The organism is Bradyrhizobium cosmicum, from assembly GCF_032290525.1.
GTDB classification, from domain to species: Bacteria; Pseudomonadota; Alphaproteobacteria; order Rhizobiales; family Xanthobacteraceae; genus Bradyrhizobium; species Bradyrhizobium cosmicum_A.
Window position 1 is genome coordinate 420,026 of the sequence record NZ_JASXTA010000001.1, and the last position, 16,950, is coordinate 436,975.

The window sequence follows — 16,950 nt, forward strand, 5'->3', positions numbered from 1 at the left end:
TGTGGCAGCGACAGGTCAAGCGATGGTCGGGCCGCCACGCTGAGAGCGTGCGCCCATGAACGATCAGCTGCCCGGCAAAGAGCTTTCCAAACCCCAGGGTCTCGTCGAGCGTGCGCTCACGACACTTCAGCATTTTCTGCATGTCGAGGCCATCAGCGGCATCGTGCTGCTCACGGCCGCGGCAGTCGCATTGCTGTGGGCGAACTCACCCTTTGCCCATTCCTATCACGAGGTCTGGAACCTGACGATTCCGCTTCGCCTCGGCGAGTTCGCTTTCGTCCGGCCGCTGCATTTCTGGATCAATGACGGGCTGATGACGGTGTTCTTTCTCGTCGTCGGCATGGAGATCCGCCGCGAAATCCACGAGGGGGCGCTCAGCAAGATCGATCAGGCCATTCTGCCGGTGCTGGCCGCCTTCGGAGGTGTCGCCGTCCCCGCGCTGATTTATCTCGGCTTCAACGCCGTCGCGGGTCGCAGCGATGGCTGGGCGATACCGACCGCAACCGACATCGCGTTTGCCGTCGGCGTGCTGGCGCTGCTCGGAAAATCAATTCCCGCCAATGTCAGGGTCTTTCTTCTGGCGCTTGCGATCATCGACGACGTCATTGCGGTGCTCATCATCGCGCTGTTCTACACCAGCGGGCTCGATTTCAACGGCTTCATCGTCGCATCGTTCGGCGTTGTGATGGCGCTCGGCTTACAGCGGGTCGGACTTGGCTCCGCGTATGCTTATATCGTGCCGGCGTTCATCGTCTGGGCGGGCTTCCTCATGGCCGGGGTGCATCCGACACTTGCGGGCGTCGTGCTTGGCTTGATCACACCGGTGCGATCGGACCGTCCGGAGATCGTGCCGCCCGTCATCCGCGTCGAGACGGCGCTGCACCCCTGGGTCGCCTACGGGATCATGCCGATCTTCGCATTGGCGAATGCGGGCGTGAGCTTCACGAGCATGGGACTCGCGGGGGACGCTCAGCTCGTGACGCTCGGGATTGCCCTTGCGCTGTGCGCGGGCAAGCCGATCGGCGTGTTCGGGGCGACGTGGCTCGCGGTGCGGACCGGCTGGTGCCGGCTGGCGCCCGGCGTGTCATGGGCCGGCGTCTGTCTCATCGGCCTTCTGGCCGGCATCGGCTTCACCATGTCAATCTTCATCGCCATGCTCGCCTTCGCCGATGACAAGCTGCTGGATGCCGCGAAGCTCGGCGTTCTCTTCGGCTCGCTCATCTCCGTGACGCTCGGCCTTGGTTGGGGGGCTGAATATGCCCAGCGCCAACGCAAGGAGAACGGAGACTAGACCGGAACCGGAATCAGGGGCGCAACCTCGCGATCGCTGGGGGCATCGCTCGCTGCGAGCCCAGCGGCGACGCGGACGCGGTCCGCCTCTGGGCGGTTCTGGTTCATCTTGCGCTTGCCCTCGAACCGGACGACGGGAATCCGTAAGCCCACGATTCCGCGCAGCTGCGCGGCGATGAAATCTGCCGGCGCGTCACCGACGGCCCAGGGTTTTGCGCGCGCGCCTTCGTGCCTGTTGGTGAGGCGTGTCACCGCCTCGAGCAGGCGCTCGGGCTCGTGGAAGAACTCGACCGGCCCATAGGCATGCACAGCGACGTAGTTCCAAGTCGGCACGACCTTGCCGGTCTCCTGCTTGGCCTCGTACCAGGACGGCGTCACATAGGCGTCGGGACCGCTGAAGATCGCGAGAGCGTCGCCGATCGGCGGCAACGTCCATTGCGGGTTGGCCTTCGCCATATGCCCGTACAGTACGCCATGTTCGCCTTCGTTCTCGTCGAGGAAGAGCGGCAGCGGCGTGGCGACCGGGCCCTCGGATGTGGCTGTCACCAGGCTGGCGAGGCGGGCACCGCGAATGGTCGCCCGGATGCTCTCGATGTCGTCGTCTCTGAAGGCGGGTGGAATGTACATGGCATCTCTCCGTGTCAGGGTCGGAGATAGCCGGAATCTGGCCTGTTAGAAACTGCCAGTTTCTGGTGATTTTACTAGTCCAGTTCGCCGGCCGCCTGCGCGAGAAGCTTGCAGCCGCGTTCGATCTGGGCCGGTTCCAGGGCCGAATAGCCCATGACGAGGCCGATCGTCTTGCGCGATCGAGCGCGGCCGGTCGAGCGGCCGTCGAACAGAGCGGAGACGGCATAGATGCCAACGCCCTTTGCGCGGGCCGCCCGGATCAACGCATCCTCACGTTTTTGCGGCAGACCATCGAACCACGCCACCACGTGCAGGCCAGCGGCCGTGCCCTCGATCCTGATACGATCGCCGAACCGGCGGCGCAGCGCGCCGAGCAGCGCCTGCTGGCGCTCGGCGTTGCGCCGGCGCACGCGCCTGACGTGTCTGTCATAGGCGCCGCTTTCGAGCATCGCGGCCAGCGCGTCCTGTTCGACGAGGGGCGTGTGCCGGTCCATGATCTGCTTGGCGGCGGCGAACAGGGATCGCAGGCCTGCGGGCACGACCAGATAGCCGATCCGCAAGGTCGGCGAGAGCGTCTTGGAGACGGTACCGAGATAGATCACGTTGTCGCTTCCCTCCAGCGCATGCAGCGGGGGGATCGGTTTTGTGTCGTAGCGATACTCGCTATCGTAGTCGTCCTCGATCACATAGGCATCCGTCTTGCGCGCCCAGGCGAGCAATTGGTGCCGGCGTCCGACCGGCATGACGCCGCCGAGTGGATATTGATGCGACGGCGTCACATAGGCGAGTCGGGCCTCGATGCCGTCGAGGCGTTCGGTCTGAAGGCCCTCCGCGTCGACCGGGATCGGCACCGCGATTGCGCCCGTCACCGCAAAGGCATGGTGCGCCATCTGGTAGCCGGGATCCTCCATCACGAAGCGGTCGCCGGCATCGAGCAGCAACCGTGCGCAGATATCGAGACCCTGCTGCGAGCCGTTCACCACGACGATCTGGTCGAGCTCGCAGCGGACGCTGCGCGATCGCCACAGATAGCCCTGAAGTGCGGTGCGCAGCCGCAGCGCGCCGCAGGGATCGTCATAGGCCAGCCGCTCGGGCTTGCGCGCCATCGCCGCGGTCACAGCTTTCTTCCAGACCAGCACCGGGAAGTCCGAGGGCGAGAGCTCGCCATAGCGGAAATTCGCGATGAGGCCGCGCGGCGGCTCGGTCCAGCGCGGCGGGTCCTGCCGCAGGCGCTCGCCGAATGCCGACAGCCGCATCTTGTGCGCCGGCGTGCGGGATATTGCGCGCGTGCGGCCCTGCGCAACGACGGCGCGAGCCACACGCGGCCGGGCACCGTGGCGGGTCTCGATGAACCCTTCGGCGGCGAGCTGCTCGTAGGCGACGGTGACGGTCGACCGCGCCACGCCCATCTCACCGGCAAGCGCGCGCGAGGACGGCAGCAGCCCGTCCGTCCCGTACACCAGCGACATGATCTGATCCCTCAGCGCCTCGTAGATCTCGCGCGCGCCCATGCGGCCGGTCTTCGTCGTCATCTCGATCATCCACAATCCAGGCCGGCATTCGTCCGAACGGACGGTGCCCGAACGTGGTTCTAATCCCGTTCGCCGAGAGTTGCGATGTAGGCTTGCCGTAGGGATAAAAATGCTCCTCGCGGCCCTGATCCCAGAGTGCCCCGAACCCGGGCGCCGTGATGTCCCAATCCGGCCGGCAATGACGAGGTTGATGCGAGTTCGGCCCGAACAGTCGTTGCGCACCTCGGATGCAGCGCAGTGCGTCCGGGACATGGGAGCAACACGGAACTCCGTGCGGCGGCTGGTCGCACGCGCGCCGCCTTGATTCCGGCGGGCCTGTCTTTATTTCTCGGAGGAACAAGAATCCGGGCCCCTCTGGCGAGGACACCGACGAATGTCGGCAAACCTCGTGATGTCGGATCACCTGTCCCGCGCGAATGCGATGGATCGGCCGATCGTCGGGCCCTCTCGAGTTCTCTCCGACCAGTCGTCCCCATCGCAGCTCCGCGCGGTCATTTCGCAAGCTTGAGGAGCTATGATGTCTGACGCCACCACTTCCAATCCGATCGAAATCGAGATCACCGAGCCGTCCAGTCTGAACGAGCAGGCCGCGGCGGCGCTGGTCATTGCCGGTGCGCTGGTCGCGGTCGCCGACCGGTGCGTGTCGCCGGTCGAGCGCGACGAGGTGATCCGCTTCATCCGGGATCGCGGATTGGCGCCGCACATCAGCGACGAGCGGCTGTTCGCGATATTCGACGTGCTGGCGGAACGACTCGAAGAGCCGGACTTTGCCAATGTGGTGATCGACACGCTTCGTCCGGTTTCCAACATGCCGCTGTCGGCCCATCTGATGGAACTCTCGGAGCGCGTCGCGGCCGCCGACGAGGACGTGCATCCCCACGAGGTGCAGGCAATCAAGCTGTTGCGCCTGCTCACGCTGGTGCTGCCACGCGCAAAGCCGGTCGCATCGGCCCGTGCAGGCGTTGAGCAGCGCGCCGCTGCACAGGAGCGATCATGAGCGCAGCATCGGACGAGCGTACGACAGCAGCCGAGGGCACCACCGGCCAGTTGGCCGGCGGTGATCCGCGTCTTGACAAGCTCGTCCATCGTCTGCCGCCGCGCATGGGCGATGCCGTCACCTACCTGCTCAAGCCGTCCAGCCGCTGGGTGAGAATCCCCTCCGGCCTGCTGCTCGTGGTCGGCGGCGTGTTCTCCTTCCTGCCGGTGCTCGGCGTCTGGATGCTGCCGCTCGGCCTCGCATTGCTCGCCGAGGACGTGCCCGCACTGCGCGCCTCGCGCTCCAAGGTCCTGGATTGGGTCGAGCGAAAGAAGCCGCATTGGCTCGATCCGTCCGCATCGAAAAAATGATCAATCATGACTGAACTCATCACTGCCGACGCGCTCACTGCGCTGCTCCAGGTTATCCTGATCGACCTCGTGCTCGCCGGCGACAACGCCGTGGTCATCGGCCTTGCCGCCGCCGGCCTGCCGGCCGAGCAGCGCCGCCGTGCCATTGTCGTCGGGATCGTCGCCGCGACTGCCCTGCGTATCCTCTTTGCCGGTATTGCGACCCAGCTGCTGCAGGTGATCGGCCTCCTGCTCGCCGGCGGCGTGCTGTTGCTCTGGGTCTGCTGGAAGATGTGGCGCGAGCTGCGCGAGCAGTCTGCGCATTCACGCCAGCTCGCGTTCAACCATGGCGGCGGCCCGGGAGCTGCGCCGGCACAGCGGAAGACCTTCGGTCAGGCGGCGGTGCAGATCGTCGCGGCCGACGTCTCGATGTCGCTGGACAACGTGCTCGCGGTCGCGGGCGCCGCGCGCGAGCATCCTTACATTCTTGCGTTCGGGCTGTTGCTGTCGGTCGCGATGATGGGCGTTGCGGCTGATCTGCTCGGCCGCGTGCTCCAGAGGCAGCGCTGGATCGCCTATATCGGTCTCGCCATCATCGTTTACGTCGCCTTTGAAATGATCTATCGCGGCTCGCTGGAACTCGCGCCTGTCATCGCGAGTCTCTGAGGCGGAAAGTCCGCCCCCAATCCGGAGTGATCAATGACCTCTGAACCCAAAGCACCTTCGGCGCTCTCGGCGCGGGAGCCGCAAATCGGCCCGTTTGCCCAGCTCATCTTCGGCTCGCGCTGGCTGCAAGTGCCGCTCTATGTCGGCCTGATCATCGCGCAGGGCGTGTATGTGCTGCTGTTCCTGAAGGAGCTCTGGCACCTGGTCGTGCACTCGTTCGACGCCAGCGAGCAGCAGATCATGCTGGTCGTGCTCGGGCTGATCGACGTCGTCATGATCTCGAACCTGCTGGTGATGGTGATCGTCGGCGGTTACGAGACCTTCGTCTCGCGCCTGAACCTGAGCGGCCATCCGGACGAGCCGGAATGGCTCAGCCACGTCAATGCCAGCGTCCTCAAGATCAAGCTGGCGATGGCGATCATCGGCATCTCCTCGATCTCGCTGCTGCGGACCTTCATCGAGGCCGGCAATCTCGGCACGACGCGCAGCAATTTCACCGAGAGCGGCGTGATGTGGCAGGTGCTGATCCATCTGACCTTCATCATCTCCGCGATCGGCATCGCCTGGGTCGACCATCTCAGCGAGAGTGGGCATCGCAAGAAAAACGGCCACGGCTGAGCGGCAATCTGCTCTCTCAGGCGCCGATGTCCGGACGAAACTGGCGTCGGGATACTGCTGCCGGGATTCCTCACGCGATCTGCGGATACGCCGCGTTCTCTTGCCGCTCGCGCTCACCGAGCTCACGCACCAGCTCTTGAAGAAAGGACTCGGTGTAAGCGGGCAGGGTGCGCTCGGCGCGGATATAGATGCCGAGGTCGGACCAGACCGGGCTGCCGGCATTGTCGAGCGGCAGGAAGACGAGCTGGCCGTCGCGCGACAGCCTGCTGATGCCGAGCTGGGTCTGGAACGCGACGCCGACGCCGCGCGCGGCGAGCTCGCGCATCAGGTCGATCGAGTTGGCCTGGATCGCCGGCTCCGGTGTCGCCGGCAGCTGCGCGATCAGCGGCTGGAGCAAATGATAGATCGACAGCTCCGGAAGCGCGTGGATGACGGGGAAGGCGAGGCATTGCGCCAGCGTGACCGTCTTGCGGCGCGCCAGCGGATGCTCGCGCGCGACCACCGCGCCGAGGCGAAACCGTTTCAATGCGACCTGGCGCAGATCCGGTGGATGGCGGAGCGCCATGGCGATGCCGATGTCGGCCTCGCCGCGGCTGAGGGCCTCCAGCACGTCCGACGATCCCTTCACCTCGGCGGAGAAGCTGACGCGCCGGGCCCGGCCGCGATGCGCGGCGATCAGGTCCGGCAGCACCGATTCCGTGAGCGACTCGATGCAGGCGATGCTGACGGTGCCGTGCCAGGCGCCGGACAGGGACGCAACGTCCGAGCGGAAGCGGTCGAGGTCCTGGAGCACGTTCATGACATGCCGGGCCAGCATCTCGCCGACCGTGGTCAACGTCAGGCCGCGCGCATTGCGCTCGAATAAAGGCGATCCAACCTCTTGTTCAAGCTTGAGAATCTGACGGCTGACGGCCGACGAGGCAACGTTCAAAACACGTGCGGCGGCCCGGATCGAGCCGGTGCGGCGGACGGCGTGGAAGTACTGGATGGCCGGTGAGTGAAATCGCATGGGACCCCCGGGCCGACTATAGCCGTTGCCGAAACGGCATCAACATGTGCGAAATTCTCTGCTTTTCGAGCACGCTCGCCGCACCTAGGTTCGCCGCCGGCTTGGCCGGTCCCGCCGGGACCGCCATGTCTTGCGCAACGAGGCGCCAGGGGATTCCGGGGTGGACGAGAACATTGTTTGCGAGCCCGAGATCGCGCGGGACACGCGTCTGGTCGATCGGCGCCGCGCAGCCGCCTATGTCGGCGTGACCGCCGGCCGGTTCGAGCAACTGGTGCGCGACAGTGTCGTGCCGCCGCCGGTGATGGTGGACAACAAGCGGCGCTGGCCGCTCGCGCTGCTCGACGGCGCAAAGGACGCGGTCGTCAGCGGCATGCCAGGCCTGCCGCAGCTCGCCATTGATGCCGTCGTCGAGGCGCGCCCCTGCGAACGCGACCCGGCGCCGGTCTCGCACGAATTGCCCGACCAGGCCTGGTTTGAGCAGCGTGCGCGGTTCGTTCAGCGCGTGCGCAGGTCGCTTCTGTCAGGCAACGAGATCCGTCTGTTGCGCGAGTTCAAGCTGCTCAAGCAGAGCCAGATCAGCATGTTCGGCTATTACGGCAGTTTCGAAGCCTTGATGGTCCGGGGCTACATCGTCGAGACCGCGCGAAAACCGCCATCGAGCCGTCCCTTGGTGACGTACCGGTTGACCGCGCAGGGCGAGCAGGTGATCTCGGCACTGAAGGACGAGCCGGTGATATGAGCGGCGCGCACGACACAAGGGCATCATGAGGCTTCATCGCACGGCATGCATCTCCAGAAATGCCTTCACGCCGGTTACCGCGCCCGTATCCGACGGCACGTAGCCGGGCAGGGTGGCGATAGCGGCGCGAAAGTCGGCGCTGCGGATGATTTCGAGAATGCGCTGCATCGGCTTGGTATCAAGAAACGCGCGCTTGCAGACGAAGAAGTAATCTTCGGTCAGGAGCCTGATGAAATCGAGGCCGAAATGCCGGGCCGCGGCTTCGACGCCGAAACTCGCATCGGCCATGCCGCTTGCGACATAGGCCGCGACCGCGGCGTGGGTGAACTCGATCTGCTGCGCGCCGTTGATCCTGCTTTCGTCGATACCGTTTGCGGCGAGCAACTGGTCGAACAAGAGACGCGTGCCGGAATCATGATCGCGGTTGACGAAGCGGACCCTTGGATTGGTGAGGCCGCTCAGAGAGGAAATGCGCAGCGGATTGCCGCGCGCGACCATCAGCCCCATCTCGCGCGTGACGAAGCTGATGATGCGATCCTCGCGCGGATCGAGCCATTCGCGCGCCGCCTTGATGCCTTGCGCTCGCAATGCGCCATGCGGCAGATGCAGGCCGGAGAGATCGCACGCCCCTTGCGCCAGCGAGACCAGCGAATGCTGGTTGCTGACATAGCGCAAATCGACGCCGATGCCGGGCTCGCGGTCGAGAAATTCGCGTAGTTTGGCGACCGCAAAACCGTGGCTCGCATGCACGCGGATCACCGCGGGGCGCTGCTCGAGGAACGGCTTGATCTCGCTCGCGAGCTCCTGCGCCAGATTCTCGAGCTGCGGCCCCAGCCGCGCCTGCATGCGCTCGCCGGCCCATACCAGCCGCTCGCCGAACGGCGTGAGCTTCGAGCCCTTGCCGCGCTGGGTCTCGACCAGCGGCGTGCCGAAGAACTCCGACCACTGCTCGATCAGATTCCAGACATGGCGATAGGAGAGGTGCGCGTCGCTGGCCGCGCTGGTGATCTTCCCGGTCCTTCGGATTTCGTTGAGGACGCCGAGCATGATGACGGCGCTGCGCGGATTGCCCTCGCGGCGAAACCGCCACACGGCCTCGATCTCGATCTGAAGCATTTGGACTTCCTTATGAACTACGCTTCATTTGTGGGGCATCCAATTGCAGGCCATATCATATTTACTCCCTTAAAACAGCATCTAGTCTGGCATACCAGAACAGGAGGAAATATGATGTCTGTTGCATATGACTTTGCGCATTCGCCGGCCACCGAATTCATGAGCCGGCCGCAGCATCTGCTCATCGACGGCCGCCGCGTCCCCGCGAGTTCCGGCCGCAGCTTCAAATCCCTCAATCCCGCCACCGGGCAGGTCATCGCTGTCGTCGCCGAGGGTAACGAGGCCGATGTCGAGCATGCGGTCGCGGCCGCGCGCCGGGCCTTCGAAGGCCCATGGCGCACAATGCGCGCCTCCGAGCGCGGCCTGATCCTGCTGCGCTGGGCGGAGCTGCTCAAGGCGCACGCCGATGAGATCGCCGAAATCGAGTCCATCGATGCGGGCAAGCCGATCTCCGCGACGCTGCGCCAGGATTTTCCGGCCGCCATCGACACGCTGATCTACTACGCCGGCTGGGCTGACAAGATCAGCGGTGACGTCGTGCCGGTGCGCGATGACGCGTTGACCTACACCATGCGCGAGCCGGTCGGCGTGGGCGCGGCGATCGTGCCCTGGAATTTCCCGCTGATGATCGGGATGTGGAAGCTGGCGCCGGCGCTGGCCTGCGGCTGCACGGTGGTGATGAAGCCGGCCGAGCTGACTTCGCTCTCGGCACTGCGCATCGCCGAACTCGCGCTTGAAGCGGGCCTACCGGCGGGCGTCTTCAACGTCGTGACGGGGCCGGGCCGTGTCGTCGGTGACGCGCTGGTCAATCATCCCGACGTCGACAAGGTCACCTTCACCGGCTCGCCCGGCGTCGGCCGCGGAATCATGAAGGGCGCTGCCGGCAACTTCAAGCGCGTCTCGCTCGAACTTGGCGGCAAGTCGGCCAATGTCATTTTCGACGACGCCGATCTTGAAGCAGCGAGCAAGGCGGCGGCTTCCGGAATCTTCTTCAACGCCGGCCAGGTCTGCTCGGCCGGCTCCCGCGTGCTGGTGCAGGAGAAGGCTTATGACGAGGTCGTCGAGCGGCTGGCGGCGCGAGCGAAGTCACTGAGAATCGGCGATCCGCTCGATCGCAAGACCGTGCTCGGGCCGGTCATCTCGGAGAAGCAGATGAAGTCGATCCTCGACTATGTCGACATCGGCCAGAAGGAAGGCGCGAGCCTCGTCACCGGCGGTGAGAAGGTCGGCGACCGCGGCTATTTCATCAGCCCGGCAGTGTTCGCAAATGTCGCGCACGAGATGCGGATCTCGCAGGAGGAGATATTCGGTCCCGTCGTCAGCGTCATCAAGTTCAAGGACGAGGCCGACGCGCTCAGGATCGCCAACGGCACAGCCTATAGCCTGGCCGCCGGCGTCTGGAGCCGCGATAACGGCAAGCTGCAGCGCTTCGCCAAGCGGGCGCGCGCGGGCACGGTCTGGATGAACACCTATGGCTACACCGACGTGCGGCTGCCCTGGGGCGGCGAGCGGGACTCCGGCCTCGGCCGCGAGCACGGCACCGCCGCGGTCGACAATTTCACCGAGCCGAAGGCGGTGTGGATGAATTTGGCCGTCTGATACCTCCCGAGCGGCCAACCCTGGAGCCCGCCTGATCGCCTGGTCAGGCGGGCTCTCTTTTTGCGATCGATAAAATTGTCTGCAATCCGCTCAGGGGCGGCAAACCCTGCCGACAAGAAGGCTGCAGCCTTAAACCTCGGCTTTGGAACAAGCCTGCATCCTGCCTGCAAAAGGTTGGGGCATCACCATGTCAGTTCTCAGGGAGATCGTTGCGGCGGTTGCGGGAGTCTACGCGCTCCTGTTCGTCTGCGACGCATTGTTCGGCGTCGGCGAGGCGCGTTTCGACGACGCCTATTACAGCGCCAGCCTCTACGCGCCGCGGCCGAAGGAATTTCGATTCGCAGGCGATACGCCGCCGGCGAAGCGCGTCAGCGAAGCGTTTGCGCAGTTCGCACCGGGCGAGCCGAAGCCGAACAAGCGTTACTCGTCTCTGACGACGATCATCCGCTAAGCGACTTCACTCGCCCTGGATCCATTCCGCGACGCCGCGCCACAGCGTGTCGCGGTGCTCGGCGCGGAAGAAGCCGAAATGACCGATTGCCTTGGCGCCGATTTCGGACGGCTTCACCGTCAGCACCTCCGGCCTGATCGCGGTGAATCCTTCAGCGAGCAGCTCGACCGCGGGGCGCGTCGCCCAGGGGTCGTCGGAGAAGCACAGCGCGCGCAGCTCGCCCTTGAAGTTCGCAAAATTCTCGAGTGCCGGCAGCTTTGAATCGAACAGATAGCGCGGGCTGGAGACCCATTCCGCCCATTGCAGGAAGACGCCTTTGGGCAAATCCTCGCCGATGCCGGCCCAACCCGGGGCGTAGCCGAGCGCGTGGGCGAGCGGGACACCGACAAAATTCATGAAAGCATAGACGCGGTATTTTTCCGGCGACGTCATCAGCCGCCAGGTCGCGGCCTGCGAGGCCACCAAGGCGGCCCGCGAAATTTCGCTGTTGTTCGCGATCAGCCCGAGCGCCTGGCCGCCGAAGGAGTGTCCGACATAGGCAAGGGGGAGGGTATTGTAACGCTCGCGCATCCAGCGCACCGCGGCGGTGACATCTTGCGCGGCCCAGTCCGACATCGAGGCCTTGAAGCCGACCAGCGATTTCGGCCGGTTGTAGCCGACCATCGCGGGCAGCCGGGAGTCGCCGATGCCGCGGTAGTCGTAGGTCATGACCGCGCAGCCGCGATGGGCGAGGTAGGAAGCAAAGCCCTTATAGATTTTGCGCGGGACGGCGGTGGCGGAGTTGATCAGCACGGCATGGCGTTTGGTCCCGCGCGGCAGGAACAAATTGCCGGTGAGCGCATACCCGTCGGTCGCCGGGAAGCTGATCTCGTCGATGAAAACGTCGTCGCGCGCCGCATCCATGGGCAGCCCAATGTCCTGCCAGTTTCCTCGCCAGCCACAGCAAATGCGAATTCGGCTTTCCCCGCAAGGGTTTGCAGTGCGAAATGGATTTACAACTGGCGGCGGAGGACCGGGCTGTGTATAAGGCGGCCCTCGCAACCTACAGATCAGGTTGTGCTTTTTGCTTCACGGAGAGATTGCGATGTCCGAGCGGTGGACGCCCGAGTCCTGGCGCAGCAAGCCGGTGCTACAGGTGCCCGATTATCCCGACGCCAAGGCTTTGGCCGACGTCGAGGCGCAGCTTGCGACATTTCCGCCCCTGGTGTTCGCGGGCGAGGCACGCAATCTGAAGAAGGCGCTGGCGCGCGTTGCGGCCGGCGAGGCCTTCCTGCTCCAGGGCGGCGACTGCGCCGAGAGCTTTGCCGAGCACGGCGCCAATAACATCCGCGATTTCTTCCGCGTTCTGCTCCAGATGGCGGTGGTGCTGACCTATGCCGGCGCGGTGCCGGTGGTGAAGGTCGGGCGCATTGCCGGCCAATTTGCAAAACCACGGTCGTCGTCGACCGAGAAGCTGAACGGCGTCGAGCTGCCGAGCTATCGCGGCGACATCGTCAACGACATCGCCTTCACCAAGGAAGCGCGCGTGCCGGATCCGCAGCGCCAGCTGATGGCCTATCGCCAGTCCGCCGCGACATTGAACCTGCTCCGCGCCTTCGCGACCGGCGGCTTTGCCAATCTCGGCAGCGTGCATCAGTGGATGCTCGGCTTCCTCAAGGATTCGCCGCAATCCCGCCGCTACAAGGAGCTGGCTGACCGCATCTCCGACGCGCTCAACTTCATGCAGGCCTGCGGCCTCGACCTCGAGAGCCATCCGGAGCTGCGTGCCACCGATTTCTACACCAGCCACGAGGCGCTGCTGCTCGGCTACGAGCAGGCCATGACGCGGGTCGATTCCACCACCGGCGACTGGTACGCGACTTCGGGCCACATGATCTGGATCGGCGACCGCACCCGCCAGCTCGATCACGGCCATGTCGAATATTTCCGCGGCATCAGGAACCCGATCGGCCTGAAGTGCGGCCCGTCGCTCAAGCCCGACGAGCTGCTGAAGCTGATCGACGTGCTCAATCCCGACAACGAGCCCGGCCGGCTGACGCTGATCAACCGCTTCGGCTCCGACAAGATCGCCGACCATCTGCCGGGACTGATCCGGGCCGTGAAGCGCGAGGGCAGGGTCGTGGTCTGGTCGTGCGATCCCATGCACGGCAACACGATCACCTCCACGTCAGGCTACAAGACGCGCCCGTTCGACCGCGTCCTGTCGGAGGTGAAGTCGTTCTTCACGATCCATGCCGCGGAAGGCACCCATGCCGGCGGCGTGCATCTGGAGATGACCGGCCAGGACGTGACCGAGTGTCTCGGCGGCGCCCGCGCGATCACCGACGAGGATCTCAACGACCGCTATCATACGGTCTGCGACCCCCGCCTCAACGCCGAGCAGTCCATCGACATGGCTTTCCTGATCGCGGAGCTGCTCAAGCAGGAGCGCGCCGGCAAGAGCAGGCCGATGCCGGTCGCAGCGGGGCTCTAAGACCTTGCTGCGAATTTGGAAGGCCACGATCAATTCCCGCAACGGACTGGCGTTTGCGTTCCGTTCGGAGCAGGCCGTTCGCGAGGAGATTTTCGCGCTGCTCTTGTCGCTGCCGCTCGCCTGGCTGATCGGCTCGACCGCGACGCGCGCAGTCGAGCTGGTGTGTGCCGTCGCCTTCGTGCTGGTGGTCGAATTGCTCAACACCGCGATCGAGAAGCTTGCCGACCGGCTGACCATGGATCACGACAAGCAGATCGGGCGGGTCAAGGACATGGGCTCGGCCGCGGTGGGCGTCGCGCTGCTGATGGCGGGCGCCTTCTGGATTCTTGCGATCGTCGAACGGCTGGGTTTCGTCTAGCGACAGCATCGGACACAGGCATGACCGAACGTCTCAACGCATTCGCGGTCACGCTCGCGCAGCTCAATCCGACCATTGGCGACATCGACGGCAATGCGGCCAAGGCGCGGGCTGCGCGCGCGCAGGCTGTCGCCGAGGGCGCCGATCTCGTGCTGTTTCCGGAATTGTTCATCGCCGGCTACCCGCCGGAGGACCTAGTGCAGAAGCCCGCGTTCCAGGCCGCTTGCCGCGCGGCGATCGAGAGTCTTGCGCGCGAGACCGCCGATGGCGGCCCGGCCATGCTGGTCGGCACGCCCTGGGTCGAGGCGGGCAAGCTCTACAATGCCTGCGCGCTGCTCGAGGGCGGCCGCATCGCCGCGTTGCGCTTCAAATGCAATCTGCCGAATTACGGCGTGTTCGACGAGAAGCGGCTGTTTTCGCGCGGCCCCGCCGCGGGGCCAGTGACCGTGCGCGGGTTGCGCATCGGCGTGCCGATCTGCGAGGACATCTGGCTGGAGGAGTCCGAGGACTACGAGAACGTGGTCGAAACGCTGGCCGAGACCGGCGCCGAGATCATCCTGGTGCCGAACGGCTCGCCCTATGCCCGCGGCAAGAACGACGTGCGCCTGTCGGTCGCGGTCGCCCGCGTCACCGAGAGCGGGCTGCCGCTGGTCTATCTCAACCAGGTCGGCGGCCAGGATGAGCTGGTGTTCGACGGCGCCTCCTTCGCGCTCAACGGCGATCTCTCGCTCGCGGCGCAGTTGCCGGCATTCGAGGAGAGTATCACCACGCTGCGCTTCAGCAGGAATGGCGACGATTGGCGTTGCACGGGGCCGACCGCCGCGCAGCCCGAGGACGACAAGGCCGACTACGCCGCCTGCGTGCTGGCCTTGCGCGACTACGTCGCCAAGAACGCCTTTCCCGGCGTGCTGCTCGGCATCTCCGGCGGCATCGATTCCGCGCTGTGCGCGGCGATTGCGGTCGATGCGCTCGGCGCTGATCAGGTGCATGGCGTGATGCTGCCTTACCGCTACACCGCAGCGAGTTCGATCGCGGACGCCGGCGAACTCGCCGGCCATCTCGGCATCCGCTACGAGGTGCTGCCGATCGCGGAAGCCGTGACCGGCTTCGAGACGATCCTCGAAGGCATCTTCAGGAATCTGCCGCCCGATATCACCGAGGAAAACCTCCAGGCCCGCACCCGCGGCACGCTGCTGATGGCGATCTCCAACAAGACCGGGTTGATGGTGGTGACGACCGGCAACAAATCGGAAATGTCGGTCGGCTACGCCACGCTCTATGGCGACATGAACGGCGGCTTCAACCCGATCAAGGACATCTACAAGACGCAGGTGTTTCGGCTCGCGGCGCTGCGCAATAGCTGGAAGCCGGTTGGTGCGCTCGGGCCTGCGGGCGAGGTGATCCCGCCCGACATCATCACGCGTCCGCCGACGGCGGAGCTGCGCGAGAACCAGACCGATCAGGATTCGTTGCCGCCTTACGACGTGCTCGATGCTATTCTGCAGCGTCTCATCGAACGCGAGGAGCCGCTGGACAGGATCATTGCCGCCGGCTTCGACCGCGAGACGGTCACCCGCATCGACCATCTGCTCAACGTCGCCGAATACAAGCGCCGCCAGGCCGCACCGGGCGTGAAGGTGACGGCCAGGAACTTCGGCCGCGACCGCCGCTATCCCATCACCAACCGCTTTCGCGACAAGGGCGAGCCGCTGGCTGCGCCGGACGAGACGCTGGTGTCGCGCGGGAGCAAAGCGTCGATCGACGCGTTCGAGGGGTAGGGCGGCGCGTTGTGTGGCGAAGCGGACTTTCTCCATTCAACGCGCTGTCATCATCGCGAAGGCGGATGATCCAGTACGCCGCGGCGGTGCTTTTGCACACAACTGCTGCCCCGGAGTGCTGGATGCCCCACCTTCGCGGGGCATGACGGCGGAGGATGCGCCTTACTTCTGCTGCTGCGGCAGGAAGCTCGGCCCGACCGAGCGGATCGGCTTGTTCTCGGATGAGGTCGCAGGCGTGCCGGTATCCGCAGGCGGCGTCGCAGCCGGTGCAGTGGCTGTCGTCGGCGCCGGAGCCGCGCCCTTCTTCGCCGTCGTTGCAGGCGCGCCCTTGCTGAGCCGCTGCTGCTGCATCTTCCTGGCGCTCTCCTCGGTGACGATGATGTCGCCCTGCTGTTCGGCGGCAGCCTTGTCGTCGACCGATTTCAGCGCGTCGGCCCAGCTCTGACCGGCGGCCTTGCAGGAGCACGACGGGTTGAACTCGCTGCGGAATTTGAACGCGGTCGGCAGCGCCGTATAGGGCTGGCCGCCGACGGAGACCGCGGAGTTCATGTCCTCGCCGGGATTGCGATAGGTGTAGAGCGAGGCTTCCGCGGCCGGGCACAGCGCCTTGCAGGTCTTCTCGTCGTCGGGGAAGCGCGCGGGCACTGTCGCGAACGAGACCGGGAAATAGGCGCCGTCGCAGGTGCGCACGCATACGGTGCGGTAAGTGCCGGATTGCGGGCCGAGATCGGAGGGCGGCACGCCTTGCGGATTGCCCGCGTTGTTGCCGCCGAACAGATTGCTCAGGAAGTTGCCACCGCCTTGCGATTGCGCGGCGTTGGCATATTGCGGGCCGCAGTTGTTCTGCGCCAGCGCCGCCAGCACCGAGCGGCGCTGGTTGTCGCGCTCCGGGCTGAAGCCGCCGGCACCGCCGCGCAGGCGTTCGAGATTGCCGGTGATCTGGTCCAGATTGGCGCGCATCTGCTGGATCTGGGTGTTGACCGGGCCGCATTGCGCCGATTGGCCGTTGAACAGCGAGAAGAAGCCGGAGGAATCGCAGCCCATGCGCTTGGCCTGCATGGTGACGCGGTCGAGTTCGGCCTGCTGTTTGGCCTGGGAATCCTGGTAGCGGCGGATCTGGTCCTCGCGCGCGGGGTCACCGCCGCCGCCACGATCGAGCGCCGCGAGCTGGCCTTCCAGTCGCGAGCACATCGGGTTTGGCCCAAGTCCGTTCTGGCCGGGCTGAGGCGGCGGTGCGGGCGGGCCGGCCTGTGCGAAAGCGCCGTTGGCGAGCACGACGGTGCCGAGGAGCACGGTGCAGGCAAGGATGGAGCGGGCACGGGAGAAAGACAAAAATTCAGGCATATCCGCCATTCTAGCGAGGTCACG

Annotated in this window: 17 protein-coding genes; 11 read left to right on the forward strand and 6 right to left on the reverse strand. The window is 65.4% G+C overall.

Annotated features, from left to right (window positions below; genetic code table 11):
- Positions 1-55 precede the first annotated feature (55 nt).
- Entirely contained in the window at positions 56-1,291 is a 1,236-nt protein-coding gene (gene nhaA, locus QSV46_RS01975) for a Na+/H+ antiporter NhaA (RefSeq protein ID WP_314945490.1), read from the forward strand.
- Here nhaA and QSV46_RS01980 read toward each other — a convergent pair.
- On the reverse strand, positions 1,288-1,917 hold the full coding sequence (locus QSV46_RS01980) for an FMN-binding negative transcriptional regulator (RefSeq protein WP_314945493.1): 630 nt from the start codon (positions 1,915-1,917) through the stop codon (positions 1,288-1,290). The genes nhaA and QSV46_RS01980 overlap by 4 nt on opposite strands.
- Positions 1,918-1,991: 74 nt before the next feature.
- A complete protein-coding gene (locus tag QSV46_RS01985; protein WP_314945495.1) occupies positions 1,992-3,458 on the reverse strand; it encodes a PLP-dependent aminotransferase family protein in 1,467 nt (488 codons plus the stop codon).
- 508 nt (positions 3,459-3,966) lie between these two features.
- On the opposite strand from QSV46_RS01985, the gene QSV46_RS01990 reads away from it, so the two are divergent.
- From QSV46_RS01990 to QSV46_RS02005, 4 genes are read left to right on the forward strand one after another with little or no spacing between them, the layout of a single operon-like run.
- Complete coding sequence (locus QSV46_RS01990; RefSeq protein ID WP_314945498.1) at positions 3,967-4,446, forward strand: TerB family tellurite resistance protein; 480 nt, start codon at positions 3,967-3,969, stop codon at positions 4,444-4,446.
- Positions 4,443-4,796, forward strand: coding sequence for a hypothetical protein (locus QSV46_RS01995; protein WP_314945501.1), 354 nt, complete (start codon positions 4,443-4,445; stop codon positions 4,794-4,796). Before QSV46_RS01990 ends, QSV46_RS01995 begins: the two co-directional genes overlap by 4 nt.
- A 6-nt stretch (positions 4,797-4,802) precedes the next feature.
- Positions 4,803-5,441 (forward strand): TerC family protein, encoded by a 639-nt coding sequence (locus QSV46_RS02000; RefSeq protein ID WP_314945503.1) that lies wholly within the window; start codon positions 4,803-4,805, stop codon positions 5,439-5,441.
- Positions 5,442-5,474: 33 nt separating this feature from the next.
- Positions 5,475-6,059: a TIGR00645 family protein gene (locus QSV46_RS02005; RefSeq protein ID WP_314945506.1), complete on the forward strand. Its 585-nt coding sequence runs from the start codon at positions 5,475-5,477 to the stop codon at positions 6,057-6,059.
- 70 nt (positions 6,060-6,129) lie between these two features.
- Here the strand turns inward: QSV46_RS02005 and QSV46_RS02010 are convergent, their stop codons facing one another.
- The gene (locus QSV46_RS02010) at positions 6,130-7,068 is read right to left on the reverse strand and encodes a LysR family transcriptional regulator (RefSeq protein WP_314945509.1); all 939 of its coding nucleotides are present in this window, start codon (positions 7,066-7,068) and stop codon (positions 6,130-6,132) included.
- A gap of 160 nt (positions 7,069-7,228) precedes the next feature.
- On the opposite strand from QSV46_RS02010, the gene QSV46_RS02015 reads away from it, so the two are divergent.
- On the forward strand, positions 7,229-7,807 hold the full coding sequence (locus QSV46_RS02015) for a hypothetical protein (RefSeq protein ID WP_314945510.1): 579 nt from the start codon (positions 7,229-7,231) through the stop codon (positions 7,805-7,807).
- Between the two features lie 33 nt (positions 7,808-7,840).
- Here the strand turns inward: QSV46_RS02015 and QSV46_RS02020 are convergent, their stop codons facing one another.
- The gene (locus tag QSV46_RS02020; RefSeq protein ID WP_314945512.1) at positions 7,841-8,923 is read right to left on the reverse strand and encodes a substrate-binding domain-containing protein; all 1,083 of its coding nucleotides are present in this window, start codon (positions 8,921-8,923) and stop codon (positions 7,841-7,843) included.
- A 114-nt stretch (positions 8,924-9,037) separates the two neighbouring features.
- Between QSV46_RS02020 and QSV46_RS02025 the strand changes: the two genes are divergently transcribed.
- Together QSV46_RS02025 and QSV46_RS02030 are read left to right on the forward strand one after the other, a co-directional pair.
- On the forward strand, positions 9,038-10,522 hold the full coding sequence (locus QSV46_RS02025; protein ID WP_314946465.1) for an aldehyde dehydrogenase family protein: 1,485 nt from the start codon (positions 9,038-9,040) through the stop codon (positions 10,520-10,522).
- A 187-nt stretch (positions 10,523-10,709) separates the two neighbouring features.
- Entirely contained in the window at positions 10,710-10,973 is a 264-nt protein-coding gene (locus QSV46_RS02030) for a hypothetical protein (protein ID WP_314945514.1), read from the forward strand.
- Between the two features lie 6 nt (positions 10,974-10,979).
- On the opposite strand, the gene QSV46_RS02035 is transcribed toward QSV46_RS02030, so the two are convergent.
- Positions 10,980-11,876 carry an alpha/beta fold hydrolase gene (locus QSV46_RS02035; protein WP_314945516.1) on the reverse strand — a complete coding sequence of 299 codons (897 nt, stop codon included), beginning with the start codon at positions 11,874-11,876 and terminating at the stop codon, positions 10,980-10,982.
- Positions 11,877-12,057: 181 nt separating this feature from the next.
- Here QSV46_RS02035 and QSV46_RS02040 point away from each other — a divergent pair, with 181 nt between their 5' ends.
- Genes QSV46_RS02040 through QSV46_RS02050 form a run of 3 tightly spaced genes read left to right on the forward strand, consistent with a single transcriptional unit; the run spans position 12,058 to position 15,582 of the window.
- Positions 12,058-13,446, forward strand: a complete 1,389-nt coding sequence (locus QSV46_RS02040; protein ID WP_314945518.1) for a class II 3-deoxy-7-phosphoheptulonate synthase — start codon at positions 12,058-12,060, stop codon at positions 13,444-13,446.
- A gap of 4 nt (positions 13,447-13,450) precedes the next feature.
- Positions 13,451-13,804: a diacylglycerol kinase gene (locus tag QSV46_RS02045; RefSeq protein ID WP_314945520.1), complete on the forward strand. Its 354-nt coding sequence runs from the start codon at positions 13,451-13,453 to the stop codon at positions 13,802-13,804.
- A 20-nt stretch (positions 13,805-13,824) separates the two neighbouring features.
- Positions 13,825-15,582 carry an NAD+ synthase gene (locus tag QSV46_RS02050; protein WP_314945522.1) on the forward strand — a complete coding sequence of 586 codons (1,758 nt, stop codon included), beginning with the start codon at positions 13,825-13,827 and terminating at the stop codon, positions 15,580-15,582.
- Between the two features lie 162 nt (positions 15,583-15,744).
- Here the strand turns inward: QSV46_RS02050 and QSV46_RS02055 are convergent, their stop codons facing one another.
- Complete coding sequence (locus QSV46_RS02055) at positions 15,745-16,935, reverse strand: DUF2865 domain-containing protein (protein ID WP_314945525.1); 1,191 nt, start codon at positions 16,933-16,935, stop codon at positions 15,745-15,747.
- Positions 16,936-16,950 lie beyond the last annotated feature (15 nt).